The sequence below is a fragment of the Thermosipho affectus genome (assembly GCF_001990485.1).
Taxonomy (GTDB): Bacteria; Thermotogota; Thermotogae; order Thermotogales; family Fervidobacteriaceae; genus Thermosipho; species Thermosipho affectus.
On the sequence record NZ_LBFC01000022.1, the window covers coordinates 63,591 to 78,265 of the forward strand.

Consider the following 14,675-nt stretch of genomic DNA (forward strand, 5'->3'; position numbering starts at 1 on the left):
TGTATGCAAAGCGAAGAGATAAGGCAGCTATTTCTAGAATTTTTCGAGAAGAAAGGTCATAAAATTTTACCTAGTGCTTCTTTGATTCCAGATGACCCACAATTAATGTTTACAGTTGCGGGTATGGTTCCTTTTAAACCTATTTTTTGGGGAAAGGTTGATCCTATTTATACACGTATAGCAACGTGTCAAAAATGTATAAGAACAACTGATATAGAGAATGTGGGAAGAACACCAAGACATCATACTTTTTTTGAAATGCTTGGAAATTTTTCTTTTGGTGATTATTTTAAAAGAGAGGCAATTGAATTGGCATGGGAATTTATAACACAAATTTTAAAAATACCAGAAGAGAAGTTGTGGATATCGGTGTATGAAAAAGATGATGAAGCATACGAAATTTGGAGAAATGTAGGAATACCTTCGCAAAAAATTTTAAGGTTGGGAAAGGAAGATAATTTTTGGGGGCCTGCGGGTCCTACAGGTCCTTGTGGACCGGACACTGAAATTTTTTACGATACAGGTATGGAAGTTGAAACTGCAGATGGCAAAGAACCAAATCCTGCAAATACAGAAGGGCGTTTTGTGGAGATATGGAATTTAGTTTTTACGGAATATTATCAAGATGAAAATGGAAATTTATTACCTTTGAAGAGAAGAAATATCGATACAGGTGCTGGGTTGGAAAGAATTGCCGCAATGATGCAAGGCGTATATTATAACTTTGATACTGATTTATTTTTACCTATTATAAATAGGATTTCTGATATTTTGAAAGTTGATTATGCAAAAGATCAGAGAAAGGACGTATCAATTCGTGTTATTGCTGATCATATTAGAGCTTTAGTATTTTTAATTTCCGATGGTGTGTTTCCATCTAACGAAGGAAGAGGCTATGTTTTAAGAAGAATTTTACGAAGGGCTGCAAGGCATGGTAAGTTACTTGGAGCAGATAGGCCATTTTTGTACAATGTTGTAGATGCTGTAGTAGAGAAAATGGGAAAGATTTACCCGGAAATTGTGGAGAAATCTAATTTTGTTAAAAAAATTATTCATGGAGAAGAAGAGAGGTTTTTACAAAATTTGAATAAAGGACTTGAAATTGTAGAAAAAGTTGTCAGAGAATCTGGGGGAAAAATAGATGGAAAATCTGCTTTTAAATTATACGATACTTATGGATTTCCACTGGATATTTTAAAGGATCTTGCAAATGAAAATGGATATGTACTTGATGAAGAGGGTTTCAATAAATACATGGAGGAACAAAGAAAAAAGGCGAGGAATGCAGCAGGAGAAGTTGAATTTTCTGAAAGAACAGAATATGAGTCTTTGAATTTTCACACAGAATTTGTAGGATACGATACACTAGAGACAGATGTAAAAGTTTTAAAGATTAAGACAGATGATTTTGTCGATAGTGTTGAAAACGTAGAATGTGAGTTGGTTTTTGATGTTACTCCTTTTTATCCTGAAAAAGGTGGACAGGTTTCCGATAAAGGTGTAATTAGTTTTGAAAATGGTAATTTTGAGGTCAAACATGTATATTTACCCGTTGAAGGAATAATAGTTCATAAAGGAGTGTTAAAGGGAAGGGTAAAAGTTGGTGATAAAGGTGTTGCAAGGGTGGACATGGATAAAAGAAAAGCTACTGCAAGAAATCATACAGCAACGCATTTATTGCATGCGGCGTTAAGAAAGATATTGGGGACTCATGTTAGACAAGCAGGTTCTTTGGTTGAACCTGAAAGATTGAGGTTTGATTTTACGCATTATGAAGCGTTAACAGAAAAGCAGATAAAAGAGGTTGAAAAGCTTGTAAATAAAATAGTTTTAGAAGCAATAGATGTGGAAACGGAAATTATGTCTTATGATGAGGCTGTTAGCAAAGGAGCGATGGCATTATTTGAAGAGAAGTATGGAGATAAAGTTAGAGTTGTAAAAGTATCAGATTTTAGTGAAGAGTTGTGTGGAGGTACACATGTAAAAAATACTGGAGAAATAGGATTGTTTAAAATTATCAGTGAGGGTTCAGTTAGTGCTGGTGTGCGAAGAATTGAGGCAATAACTGGAATGGTTAGTTTGAATTATTTAAAATCTCTGGAGAATAATTGGAAAAAGATTAAAAATTTACTTGAAGCAAATGACAGGGATGTATTTGCAAAAATTGAAAAATTGAAAACAGATATCAAGTTATTGGAATCAAAATTCAAAAAATTTCAGAAAAATATGGTTAATGTTGAGAAGTTATTGGAAGAAGTTAATTTGGAAAGTAACATAAAGTATTTAGTTAAAGAATTTGAAGGATTGGAAGTTGAGACATTAAGGGAGATATCCGATAGGATAATTGATAAGGGTGTGGATCTTGTAGTATTTTTTAACAAACAAAATGATAAGGTAGTGTTGATAGTAAAAAGAAGAAAAGACTTAAAAAAATTACATGCTGGTGAAATTGCAAAAACTTTATCTAAAGTTTTAGGTGGCGGTGGTGGTGGAAGACCAGATTTTGCCCAGGCAGGTGGCAAAGAAGTTTCAAAGATAAGTGATGCAAAGAAAAAATTAGTTGAAATTTTAAAGGAGTGTTAGTATGTTTAAAAGATACGATATGGGGATAGATTTGGGGACTGCTAATACATTAGTCTATGTAAGAGATAAAGGGATAGTAATAAATGAACCTTCGGTTGTTGCAATAAATGTAGAAAATGATGAAGTTTTAAAAGTTGGAAATGAAGCAAAAAATATGATTGGAAAAACTCCTTCATATATAAAAGCAATACGGCCATTGAAAGACGGAGTTATTGCTGATTACAATGTAGCACTTGCTATGCTTACTTATTTTATTAATAGAGCTCAAAATGGTTTTTCATTTTTCAGACCCATGGTTGTTGTTGGAGTACCTGTGGGAATTACTGAAGTTGAAAGTAGGGCAATACTTGAGGCAGGTAATGAAGCTGGTGCAAAACGAGTTTTTTTAATAGAAGAACCTATGGCTACAGCTATCGGTGCTAATTTGAATGTTGAGGAACCAACGGGCAATATGGTAGTGGACATAGGAGGAGGTACTACCGAAATTGCCGTTATTTCCTTGGGAAGTCTTGTTACTTGGACTTCAATTAGGGTTGCGGGAGATGAACTTGATGAGGCGATTATCCAATATGTAAGAGAAGTGTATAGAGTGATAATTGGTGAGAGAACAGCAGAAAGGGTTAAAATTGAGATTGGAAATGTATTTCCAGATAAGGAATATGATGAACTTGAAACGAGCATTACCGGAATAGATTTGTCAAGCGGACTTCCAAAAAGGCTTGTGTTAAGAGGTGGTGAAATAAGAGAAGCTTTGAAACCTATAATAATGCAAATTGTAGATTCTACAAAGGCAACTTTGGAAAAGACTCCTCCGGAGTTAGTGGCAGATATTACAGAGAAAGGAATAGTAGTTGCAGGTGGAGGAGCACTACTTAGGGGTATTACTACGTTGATGAAGAAAGAGACGGGAATAGAGGCGTTTGTTGCAGATGAACCTATGACTTGCGTAGCACGTGGTGCAGGGATGGTACTTGATAAAGTTTCAATATTATCAAGATTGAGGAGAAATGAATGAAAAAAGTAGAAATTCTGATGTTATCTTTTTTATTACTTATCTTTATTTTTATTTTTAATTATATGTTTGAAGATAAAGTTTTGGAAAGTGTAAATGTATTTTTTGAAAAAACATCTTATCCGTTTTTTTTACTAAGAAAAGGTTTAAATACTTTATTTGATGATGATGTAAAATATAAAATGGTGTATTTTGGCATCGAAAAGGATGAATTAGTTCCCTTAAGTTTTTCTGAAAAGGGGATTTACTTTTTTGGAGTAGATGCTACTGGTGTGATATTAACAAATGATAAAAGGTTATTTGGGATAGTAAATACTACTGGTAATTTTGTTTTTGTAAAAAAATGGTGGTATGATAAATTTGAAGTTACGGTGGTAACGGATAAGTTTGAAATTGAAGCGTTGCTTGATAATGGAAATTTGGAATTTTTTGATAGTGTAGAAGTAAAAAATGGAAATATATATTATTCAAAGTATTTACCATATGGAGTTTATTTGCACAATTTAGGTGTTAGGTTGGGTTATATAAAAGATGGGAAGGTCTATTTAAATCTTACAAATTTCAATCTAAATACACACTTTTTTTTATTAGAAGATTATATTAGGAGGAGATAGAATGGGTGAATATGAAAAAATGACAAAAGAGGAATTGATAGTTAGAATTAGAGAGTTAGAAGATGAGTTATTATTACTCAAAACAAGACAAAACGAGCTTGAAAGCTTGCTTACTGAATATTCAGAGATTGTAAAGAAGCAATTTGAAGCCTTTGATGATTTTATAAAAGATTTGGGAACAAAGAGAATGATTGACCCGTTAACAAGGGTTTATTCGAAAGAACATATATTGAAATTAATAAGCTATTATCATCAAAAAGCATTTGAAGAAAACTTTGAATATGCTATTATTCTGATTAAGTTGAGAGGAATAAATGAAAAAGAAGATTTTGAAAAGGAACAAATTATTATTACCTTAGGTAAAGTTTTAAGAGAATCGGTTAGAGTTCCTTTAGATAGTATTGGAAGATATTCATATGATTCATTCTTAGTGCTATTGACCGAAATTTCAAAAGAAAATGCAAATGTTGTAAAGGATAGAATAGAAAGTTTAATGAATATTAAACTTCCAGAAGTGGAGTTTGACATAAAAATGGCTACATATCCTTACGATTCAACAAACCTTGAAGAACTATTAAATATTGTGAAAGAATGAGGGATTAAATTGGGATATTTTGTGCTAGAAAAATCTGTATTAAATGGTGAAGTGGTTATTTCAGGTGCTAAGAATGCAGCGCTTCCTATTTTGGCAGCCACTATATTAATTGATGATGAAATAGAGTTACGTAATGTGCCCGATTTGCTTGATATTAGAACGATGATTGATATTCTAAAAGAGACGGGCAAAAATGTGTATTTTGAAAATAACATTGTTAGGATTTCGGGAGTTGCTAAGAATAAAGTGATTCCATATGATTTAGTAAGAAAAATGAGAGCTTCTTTTAACGTTTTAGGGCCTTTAGTGTTGAGGTTAGGAGAGGGGCAGGTTTCATTGCCAGGGGGGTGTGCAATAGGAGTTAGGCCAGTAGATTATCATATAATGGGGTTAAAAAAACTTGGTTTTAGTATAGAAATTGAACATGGCGAGGTTTTTGCAAAAAGAGGAAAAAGTGAAGGGGAAATTTTTATTACATTACCTTTTCCCAGTGTAGGTGCAACAGAACATTTAATGACAACTGCTGCATTATTAGATGGTGTAGAAGTTGTTATAGAAAACGCTGCAATGGAGCCAGAGATTGTTGATCTTCAGAAATTTTTGAACAAAATGGGAGCGAATGTAGTTGGTGCTGGAACGAGAAAAATTATAGTAAAAGGAGTTAAAAGACTTTCAGGTGGAACATATAGTGTAATGCCAGATAGAATAGAAGCGGGGACTTATGCTATATCTATAGCATCAACAGGTGGTGAAGGGGTTGTAAAAGGTATAATCCCAGAACATTTAGAGATATTATGGGAAGTATTGGAAGAAACAGGTACAAAGGTTGACATATTTGACTCATATGTTTATGTAAATGGTAAAAATAGGAAAAAGTCTATTAATATAAACATACAACCTTATCCAGGATTTCCCACTGATTTACAACCTCAAATTATGGTTTATTTATCTGTTGCAAATGGGGCTAGTATGATAATGGAAAATGTATTTAAAAATAGGTTTCATCACGTAGATGAATTGGTTAGAATGGGGGCAAAGATAAGAATATTTGATGGAACGGCGATAGTAGAAGGCGTCAAAAAATTAAGTGGAGCCAAAGTTGAGGGAACCGATTTACGTGCAACTGCTGCACTTATCATTGCAGGATTCCTTGCCGAAGGAAAAACAGAAGTACATAATGATTTTCATGCGCTAAGAGGGTATGAAAATATAGCGTATAAATTTAAAAAATTGGGTGGAAATATTAAACACGTAATTTGAGGTGATCTTTTTGAATAGAAAGGTTTTGTTGTTTTTTGTAGACGTATTCTCTACTTTAATAGCTGGAATTTTAGCTCTTTTTATTAGATTTGGTTTTAATTTTTCTGAGATGAGAAAATACGATGAGTCAATATACGTATACATTATAATTTCAGCGTTGGTATACATTTTTAATGGAAATTACAAAGTGGTGTGGAGATATGCAAACCAAAAGGATTTTTTGAAGCTTTTTAGAGCCTCTGTTATTTCTTATTTACTCGTTTTGTCATTTTTTCATTTTTATAAGGGAATAGTTTTACCAAGGTCAGTTGGGTTTGTAATGTTTTTATCTTCATTTATTTTACTAGTTGGTGTAAGACTTTTTTATCAATTTATAATAGAAATAAAAAAAAGTGTAGAAAACAAATACTTGATAATTGGAGCTGGAGATGTAGCTGTTTCAATTGCAGAAGAAATAATGAAATCTGGTATTGGTGATGTTGTTTGTTTTATAGATGACGATACAAATAAGATTGGCCGTACAATATTTGGAAGGAAGGTCTTTGGACCTCTTTCAAAAATTGATGAATATTTAAAGTTATTTTCGTACGATGAAATTATAATTGCTATACCAGAATTAAATAGTCAACGAATTAATAGTATAATTGAAAAAATAGATCTAAAGAAAACAAAAGTAAAAGTTATTCCTTCTTTCGAAGAACTTTTTAAAGATAAAATCAGAATTGAAGATATTAGGGAAATTTCTTTGGAAGATATAATCGGTAGAAAACCTGTAAGGGTTGATTTGAGCAGAATAAGGGAGTATATAAAAGATAAAGTTGTTATGATAACAGGAGCTGGTGGAAGTATAGGCTCTGAGATTTGTAGACAAATAGCTTTTCAAGAACCAAATCGAATTATTCTTTTGGGTAGAGGAGAAAACAGTATTTATGAAATTAACGAGGAAATAAGAGAAAAATTTCCCAATTTGGAAGTTTCAAGGGTGATTGGGGATGTGGAAAATTCGAAGTGGATGAGGGAAGTATTTAAAAAGTATAGTCCCGATATTGTTTTTCATACGGCAGCTCATAAGCATGTTCCTTTAATGGAAGAAAATCCATATGAAGCTATTAGGGTAAATGTATTTGGTACCGTGAATTTGGTGGAACTTTCATGTGAATTTAATGTTGAAAGATTTGTATTTATTTCCACAGACAAAGCGGTTAATCCAACATCTTTTATGGGGTTGAGTAAAAGAATTTCAGAACTTTATGTTCTAGCAAAAAAATGCCCTGTAAAGTTTTCAATTGTCAGATTTGGTAATGTTATTGGAAGTCGTGGGAGTGTTTTATGGAAATTTAAAAAACAAATTGAAAATGGAAGAGCAGTTACGATAACTCATCCGGAAATGAGAAGGTATTTTATGAGTATTCCAGAGGCTGTTTCGCTAGTTTTACAATCAACTATTTTGAATGGAAATTTGTTTGTTTTGGATATGGGAAAGCAGATATATATTGAAAGCGTTGCAAAAAAATTGGCAAAGATTCTAGGGAGGGATGATATTGATATAATTTATACTGGAATTAGAGAAGGCGAAAAATTATACGAGGAATTATTTTATCCTTACGAGGTTCCGTTAAAAACAGAACATCCTAAGATATATTCTGTGAATTTTTCGGTTCCAATTTCAACTGAACAAATTAAAAATCTTTCTAAAGAGATAATGGAGAATTTGTTAGTAGGAAATATTGAGAAAGCTGTTGGCATTGCTAGAAGAATTGTTCCAGAATTTAAATTTAAAGGAGGATTAAAATGAAGTTTATAGATTCATTTGTATTTAAATATGTAAAAAAAGAAAAAAAGAATGATTTTTCCAAAATTTTAAACGAGATATCTAAATTTTCAGAGCAAGGAATTAATTTTTCGGTAGAGTTAAATGAGAATATAGGGCGTTTAAGATTAGAATTGTACGAAACAAATCAAGAAAAAGATTTGATTTTTTTCAAGGGTTTATTATACACTAATATAGACAAAGTAGATTTTTCTAATTTGAGGGGATTTTCTGAAAAGATTGTATTACCATCTGGTTTAGTTTTAGATTATGCGATTTCCGAAGGTGCAAAGAGTGCCATTAAAGGGTTATTTTTAGACGGAGATGTAGCTTACGTAGTAGTTGACAGTAAAAAAACAGAAAAATTAACAAATAAAGCACTGGCAATTTTAGTGTTAGAATATTTGGTTAACAACGTCTTTGAAGTAAAGTTTAATCAAGATGATTATGAAATAGAGATTGAAACTGAATTAACTGATTATTTTATATAAAAAAGAGGTTAAAGCATGATAAGTGGTTTGGTATTATTATCAATAGGAGTGTTGCTATTATTTTCTATATTTTTTTCTTTTTCATTTTCTCTAATATTTTATTTTGGTCTTTTTATTGGAGTATTTGGTTTTTATAGGATAATAAAGGAATTTCCAAAAGGAGTTGCAGCTATTATATTGGGGATTATAGTTATACTGCATGGTTTAAGTTATATAAAATTAACATTTTTTGATTTCATTTTGGTACTAGTCAGTGCTGGGCTAATAGAAGTAGGCTTAGGATATATTGTAAAGAAAAAGTAACTAAAATGTGATATAATAGGGATTGCAATAAAAATAAATGGAGGTGGGCTAATGGGTGCTGTTGATAAAAAAAGAACTCTTACTCTGATAGGACATAATAGTTGTGGTAAAAGCATACTTTTATCTGCGATGTTGGTAAATGGAGGAAAGATTGATAAAGTTGGAAATAAAGAAGTAGATTTTGATCCCATTGAAGTAGAAAGAGGCTCAAGTATTTCTTCACACGTTGCAAAATTTGATTTTAATGGATATCAATTTACTGTTATTGATACACCGGGTTTTAGTGATTTTGTTGGTGATGTTATAAATGCGATATTTGTTGCCGAAAATATAGTTTCAGTGGTTAATGCAACAGCTGGAGTTGAAATTCAAACTGAAAGAACATGGAGTATAGCTGAGGAATTAAAAAAACCTATATCGGTGTTTATTAATCAGCTGGACAAAGAAAGGGCAAATTTTGAAGAAGCATTAGATAGTTTAAAAGAAAGATTTGAAAGAAAGTTTGTTCCAGTTTTTTACCCTATAGGTAAAGAAGATAGCTTTACGGGTATTGTAAATGTATTTTCGGGAGAAGCATTTGTTTACGAAAGTGGGAAGGCAAAAAAAATAGATATTCCCGAAGAACTAAAAGATAAAGTAGAAGAGTTAAGATCATCCATGATTGAAGATATAGTTTCTTTGGATGAGGAATTAATGGAAAGATATTTTGCAGATGAAGATATTAGTTCTGAAGAGCTTTTAAAAACTTTGAAAATTGGTTATAAAAATGGTGAAATTGTTCCAGTATTTTGTGGCTCTGCCGAAAAAAATATAGGTGTTGATAAATTTTTGGAAGTAATGTCAATTTTAGGTGTAAATCCACTAGAAGGAAATGCGTATAAAGCAGTTCTTGAATCTGGTGATGAAGTTGAGATTCTTCCATCAGAAGGTGAGCCCGTTGTTGCATACACCTTTAAAGCGATAGTGGATCAATTTGTCGGTAAGTTGAGCTTTTTGAAAGTAATTAGTGGAAAATTAACCGCAGGTGATACACTTGTTAATGTTAATAGAGGGGTAAATGAAAAAATTGGGCATATTTACTATCCTGTATTAAAAAATACAGAAGAAACTTCTGAAGCAACTTGTGGGGATATTATTGTTATTCCAAAATTGAAAGAGAGTGCCATTGGAGATACAATGACTCATAAAGATAGAAGATTAAAGATTGTATTACCTGAATTCCCAGAGCCAATGATTTCAAGGAGTATAAATCCAAAATCCAAGTCAGATATTGATAAAATTAGTAATGGACTTGCAAGACTTGCAGATTCTGATCCAACGTTTAGTTGGGAGTTTGATCCTGAAACTTCGGAAACAGTTATTTCGGGTATTGGAAATATTCATTTGGATGTAATGGTTGAAAGATTAAAGAACATATTTGGTGTAGATGTTGAAGTTGGAAAGCCAAAGATTGCATATAGAGAAACAATTACTGGAAAGGCGATTGGTGAACATAAACATAAGAAGCAAACAGGCGGGCATGGTCAATATGGACATGTGAAAATTGAAATAGAGCCAGTTGAAAGAGGAAAAGGGTTTGAATTTGTTGATAAAATAGTTGGAGGGGTAATTCCTAAAAACTTTATTCCATCTGTTGAAAAAGGAATCAAAGAGGCTATGAAAAAAGGATCACTTGCAGGATTTCCTGTAGTTGATATTAGGGTTACATTGTTTGATGGCTCGTATCATGAAGTTGATTCTTCTGATATTTCTTTCCAAATAGCTGCAATACAGGCATTTAGGAAGGCTTTTGAACAAGCAAGACCCGTATTACTTGAACCTATAATGGAAGTTTTTGTATTTGTACCAGATGAAAATGCAGGAGATGTAATGGGAGAAATTAGTTCAAGAAGAGGTAGACCACATGGAATGGAACCTGCAGGAAAAGGAGTTACAAAGGTAACAGCTGAAGTGCCACTTGCAGAGATGTTGGATTTCTCGGGTAGACTTTCTTCTATCACAAGTGGTAGAGGATATTTCACTATGAAATTTTCGAAATATGATATTGTTCCGCCAAACGTTCAAGAAAAAATTATTCAAGAAAGAAAAAGAGAAATGGAACAAGAATAATAAGTTTTAAATCTTGCGGGGCTAAAAGCCCCGCATTTTTTTAAGGAATAATTGTAGGTTGTGTAGAAAAATTTACTTGGAAAAGAATATTTGGAGGTTGAATATGGAGAAGAAAAACAAACTTCTAAAATTTCTAATAGCGTTTGTTATAGCAGTTTTAGTTATTTCGGAAATTTTGTTGTTTTCTTATTTTAATTTTTTATTAAAAAATGTATATGGTGTGGATGAATCATTGTTTTCAAATTTCAAGAGTTATGCTGCGTATTTGTTGAATAAAGTACCTATTTTAAATAGGTATGTAAAGTATGAGTCATTAAGTGTAAATGAACCCAAAAAGTACTTTACAGAAATATTTGAAAGTTATAAGAAAAATATAGAGGGGTTAATTAAGCAATCGGAAGAAAAATTGAAAGAGGCAGAAAAATTAAGAAAACAAAACGAAATTTTATACAATTCACTTAAAAGAATAGAGGATGAATGGAAAGAGAAAAAAATAAGTGAAGAATTATCCAAAACAAAAGTTTTTGATACTGCTAAGAATTTAAATAAATTAGTTGAAATTTTTAAAAATGGAGATGCAAATGAATTGGTACCGTTGATGAATAGTAAAGATGTGAATGTAGAGACATTAGCTGTAGTTTTTCAGCAGTTAGCTCCAGACTTAAGGAGTGAAATGGTACAAGCACTTGCAAAAGTAAATCCAACAAAAGCAGCTGCGGTTGTTAATAAAATTTACAATGTAAATGAAATTCTTAGTAATTTAAATGAAAAATTGGAATTTTTGAAAAAAGAGATTGATAAATTGTACACATTACAAAGTCAGTTGATATCACTTGAAGGATTTAACAAAGCAGTAAAAGGATATTTATCTTCATTAAGTGAAAACGAGATTTACTCAATGATTAATTTATACAAGGATTCTCCTAGAATTGTATATTATCTGCTATCTAATGTGGATGTCTCAATTACAAAAAGGATTTTAAAACGTTTAAAAGATGAAAATGAGAAACTTTTTGTTGAGTTAATAAAATTAGGTGGTGGAATAGAATGAATCTTTTAAAACAACTTATTGCTAATAACGTTGAAATGAATCATGGTAAAAATGTAAAATTAAAAAGCCAAAAAGAAAGTAATAGCGCTTTTAAACAATTAGTAGAGGAAAAAAAGAAAATTTTTGGAAAAACAGTTTCAAAAGAAATATTAAGGCTACAAGATGAACCTTTTGTAGATGAAAAAAAATTACTAAAGCATGTTATAGAAAGTTTGGAAACTTCTGTTAGTACTAAGAACTTAACAGAAGACGTTAAAGATAAGTTTTCAAATGTTGTTTTCGAAAGAAAAAATGGAGAGAATTCAAAAAAGAAAGAATATAAATTTAGTAATATGGATGGTAAAAAAGAAATTTTACCACGAGACGAAAAAACCATGCTGCAAGAAAAAAAGATAGTTAATATTTTTGAGAAAAAGGAAATCTTAGAGTTAGACAGATTAAAGTCGGAAAGATCAGAGGAAAAAAACGTAAAAAATAGTATTTTAAGAAAGATGATTAGTGATATAAAGGAAAATAATGAAAAGTTACTCGTCTTAAAAAGTAAAAAAGATGGAAAAGTAAAAATTATAAGTAAAGTTTTTGTTGAAAATGATATTGTTGAAAAGAAAAATTTTATAAAAGAAAATACAAATACTTTAAAAAAAGAAATTACAAAATTAAAAAAAGAACCATTGGAAACAGGGAAAGATCAGAAGTTTTTTGATATCTCAAAGAAAGATGAAAAATTAAAAAATTTACGGAGAAATGTTATAAAGAGTAAAGTAGTTGAAAATAGTAAAGTAATTGAAAAAAAGGAGGATATATCTCCTTTCCATTCAATAGAAAAAACTTATTTGAATGTAAAAGAATATGTAAATGGACTCAATGAAGATGGAATTTTTCAAGGTGATTTTGTTGGTGATATTAAGAAAAATATAACAAGTGAAAATATAAAAAATAATGATAAAAAGAAAAATATAATTCTAAATTCTTCAAAGAAGATGGATGTTAAAAATATTAAAGCTGTTAAGTATAGTAAAGCTAAAGAAGTGAAAAAATTGGATGTTCCTGCAAAAATAGGCAAAGAGATAGAAAAAAAAGAAACTAAGATAAATTTAAAAGTGCAAGAAGTTATAACGAATTTTTTAGAAAAGTTAGAAGGGAAAGAATCTTATCTTTTAGAAAACAATCAAGTGAGCTTAAATGTGGATATTAAGGATTTAAGATTGTTGTGTGAAAATGTAAAACATTTAAAAAATATTAAAATAAAAGATGTGAAGTTACCAAAGGATACCCCACCCAAGATTAAAGTAATTTTTACAAATGAGAATAACCTAGAAAAAAAGCTATTAAAAAGAGATGTAATATTGAATAGGAGTATAATTTTAAATAAAAAAAAGGATGTAGTTTACTTTTTCAAAGACAAAATATTTAGAATTGGAAATAAGACTATAAATTCTTTAATATTAATACCTATTTCTATGACAAATGAGAAATTATCCCCAATAATTAGAGAAAAAAATCCTCCAAAGACAAATGAAATTAATAGAAGGGTTAAAATTTTAGAGCGGTTTATTAGGGAAAACAATGTTTTTTTGAAGAATAATATAAAGGGGGATAGTGAACATAAGTTGAAAATAGAATTTATTTTTGAAAGCGAAAGAAATATAAAAAAACATGTAGCACGTAAGGAAGTTAATCCAAAAATTTCCAATGAAATTTTCAAATATCAAGCAAGAAAATTATATAAGATGCCAAAATATGAAGAAGTGCATACGAAAATTGATCTTTTGAATAATACAGAGAAGGCGAACAATTTACATGTAATTAGAACAGAACTAGAATCTCAAAATAGAAACATAGAGGAAATTTACAAAAAAATTACGGAGATGATAGAGAATAAAGGAAGTTATAAAGAAAAAGCAATAATTGATTTAAAACATCCAGCTTTTGGCAAGCTTGAGGTTAATTTGGAAAAAGTGGATAACGAAGTAGTTATAAGATTTGTTTTTGAAAATAAAGAATCAAGAGATATTGTAGAAAAAGGATTACACAATTTAAGGGAAAGATTTAATAATATAGGGCTTGAGATCAAAGAATATTCTTTTGAAGTTAAAGAAGAACAAGAATGGTATGAAGAAGAAAAACAAGACAAAGGAAATGAACAAAATAGAAAGCAAAAAAAGAGGTGGGTGAAAGATAATGATGAACTGGATACAAATGAATAATATTTATCCAATGGAAAATTCAAAAAATCACGGTGTAAAAAAAGAGTTAGACAAGGAAGCGTTTTTAGAACTATTAGTTACTCAATTAAAAAATCAGGATCCTTTAGAGCCATTAAAAGATAGGGAGTTTATTGCTCAAATGACGCAGTTATCTACACTTGAACAAATTACAAATATGAGTGAGTCAGTTCAAAAATTTGTTGAAAGTTCAGCATCGTTGTATAGAGCACAAGTTTCATCTATGGTGGGAAAGTATGCTGTTGTAAAGTCGAATATTATTGAGTTAAAAAACGGTGTGACAAATACCCAAGTTTTTAAATTAGAAGAACCTTCGCATGTAATTTTAAAGATATACGATGAAAATGGGAAAATTGTTAAAGAGGAAGACCTTGGAAATTTGGAAGCAGGTATGCAGACCTTTTTATGGGACGGTAGGAACAATGACGGAGTTGCTTTACCAGATGGGATTTATAATTTTGGACTTTATACGGTACAACCTGATGGAAGTTTAAGTGAAATTTCAGCTATGGATGGTGGAAAAGTTGAAGCAGTGCAGTTTAAAGATAATGATGTATATGTACTTGTGAATGGGAATTTGTATCCGATAAATTCAATAATAGAAATTTCTGAAGAGGGGTGA

At 30.8% G+C, this 14,675-nt stretch carries 12 protein-coding genes; all 12 read left to right on the plus strand.

The genetic code is table 11. From position 1 onward, the window contains the following. Positions 1-3: 3 nt before the first annotated feature. The 12 genes from alaS (at position 4) to XJ44_RS07225 (ending at position 14,675) form a co-directional block, all read left to right on the plus strand. Positions 4-2,583, plus strand: coding sequence for an alanine--tRNA ligase (alaS, locus tag XJ44_RS07170; protein WP_077198540.1), 2,580 nt, complete (start codon positions 4-6; stop codon positions 2,581-2,583). 1 nt (position 2,584) lies between these two features. After that, on the plus strand, positions 2,585-3,598 hold the full coding sequence (mreB, locus tag XJ44_RS07175; RefSeq protein ID WP_075666303.1) for a rod shape-determining protein: 1,014 nt from the start codon (positions 2,585-2,587) through the stop codon (positions 3,596-3,598). Continuing rightward, a complete protein-coding gene (locus XJ44_RS07180) occupies positions 3,595-4,209 on the plus strand; it encodes a hypothetical protein (protein WP_077198541.1) in 615 nt (204 codons plus the stop codon). Before mreB ends, XJ44_RS07180 begins: the two co-directional genes overlap by 4 nt. A 1-nt stretch (position 4,210) precedes the next feature. Then, positions 4,211-4,804: a diguanylate cyclase domain-containing protein gene (locus XJ44_RS07185; protein ID WP_075666305.1), complete on the plus strand. Its 594-nt coding sequence runs from the start codon at positions 4,211-4,213 to the stop codon at positions 4,802-4,804. 9 nt (positions 4,805-4,813) lie between these two features. Further along, the gene (gene murA / locus XJ44_RS07190) at positions 4,814-6,064 is read left to right on the plus strand and encodes a UDP-N-acetylglucosamine 1-carboxyvinyltransferase (RefSeq protein ID WP_077198542.1); all 1,251 of its coding nucleotides are present in this window, start codon (positions 4,814-4,816) and stop codon (positions 6,062-6,064) included. A gap of 1 nt (position 6,065) precedes the next feature. After that, positions 6,066-7,859 carry a polysaccharide biosynthesis protein gene (locus tag XJ44_RS07195; protein WP_233119536.1) on the plus strand — a complete coding sequence of 598 codons (1,794 nt, stop codon included), beginning with the start codon at positions 6,066-6,068 and terminating at the stop codon, positions 7,857-7,859. Further along, positions 7,856-8,365, plus strand: a complete 510-nt coding sequence (locus XJ44_RS07200) for a hypothetical protein (protein ID WP_077198544.1) — start codon at positions 7,856-7,858, stop codon at positions 8,363-8,365. Before XJ44_RS07195 ends, XJ44_RS07200 begins: the two co-directional genes overlap by 4 nt. A gap of 15 nt (positions 8,366-8,380) precedes the next feature. After that, positions 8,381-8,668 (plus strand): hypothetical protein, encoded by a 288-nt coding sequence (locus XJ44_RS07205; protein ID WP_077198545.1) that lies wholly within the window; start codon positions 8,381-8,383, stop codon positions 8,666-8,668. A gap of 51 nt (positions 8,669-8,719) precedes the next feature. After that, a complete protein-coding gene (gene fusA / locus XJ44_RS07210) occupies positions 8,720-10,777 on the plus strand; it encodes an elongation factor G (protein WP_077198546.1) in 2,058 nt (685 codons plus the stop codon). Positions 10,778-10,880: 103 nt separating this feature from the next. Continuing rightward, on the plus strand, positions 10,881-11,828 hold the full coding sequence (locus tag XJ44_RS07215) for a hypothetical protein (protein WP_077198547.1): 948 nt from the start codon (positions 10,881-10,883) through the stop codon (positions 11,826-11,828). Next, positions 11,825-14,035: a flagellar hook-length control protein FliK gene (fliK, locus tag XJ44_RS07220; RefSeq protein ID WP_077198548.1), complete on the plus strand. Its 2,211-nt coding sequence runs from the start codon at positions 11,825-11,827 to the stop codon at positions 14,033-14,035. The genes XJ44_RS07215 and fliK overlap by 4 nt, the downstream gene beginning before the upstream one ends. After that, entirely contained in the window at positions 14,010-14,675 is a 666-nt protein-coding gene (locus XJ44_RS07225; protein WP_075666312.1) for a flagellar hook assembly protein FlgD, read from the plus strand. The genes fliK and XJ44_RS07225 overlap by 26 nt, the downstream gene beginning before the upstream one ends.

Coding starts and splice junctions, on each gene's coding strand:
- XJ44_RS07205 (WP_077198545.1), top strand. CDS start 8,381: ATGATAAGTGGTTTGGTATTATTATCAATAGGAGTGTTGCTATTATTT.
- alaS (WP_077198540.1), top strand. CDS start 4: ATGCAAAGCGAAGAGATAAGGCAGCTATTTCTAGAATTTTTCGAGAAG.
- XJ44_RS07215 (WP_077198547.1), top strand. CDS start 10,881: ATGGAGAAGAAAAACAAACTTCTAAAATTTCTAATAGCGTTTGTTATA.
- XJ44_RS07200 (WP_077198544.1), top strand. CDS start 7,856: ATGAAGTTTATAGATTCATTTGTATTTAAATATGTAAAAAAAGAAAAA.
- fliK (WP_077198548.1), top strand. CDS start 11,825: ATGAATCTTTTAAAACAACTTATTGCTAATAACGTTGAAATGAATCAT.
- fusA (WP_077198546.1), top strand. CDS start 8,720: ATGGGTGCTGTTGATAAAAAAAGAACTCTTACTCTGATAGGACATAAT.
- XJ44_RS07185 (WP_075666305.1), top strand. CDS start 4,211: ATGGGTGAATATGAAAAAATGACAAAAGAGGAATTGATAGTTAGAATT.
- mreB (WP_075666303.1), top strand. CDS start 2,585: ATGTTTAAAAGATACGATATGGGGATAGATTTGGGGACTGCTAATACA.
- XJ44_RS07180 (WP_077198541.1), top strand. CDS start 3,595: ATGAAAAAAGTAGAAATTCTGATGTTATCTTTTTTATTACTTATCTTT.
- XJ44_RS07225 (WP_075666312.1), top strand. CDS start 14,010: ATGATGAACTGGATACAAATGAATAATATTTATCCAATGGAAAATTCA.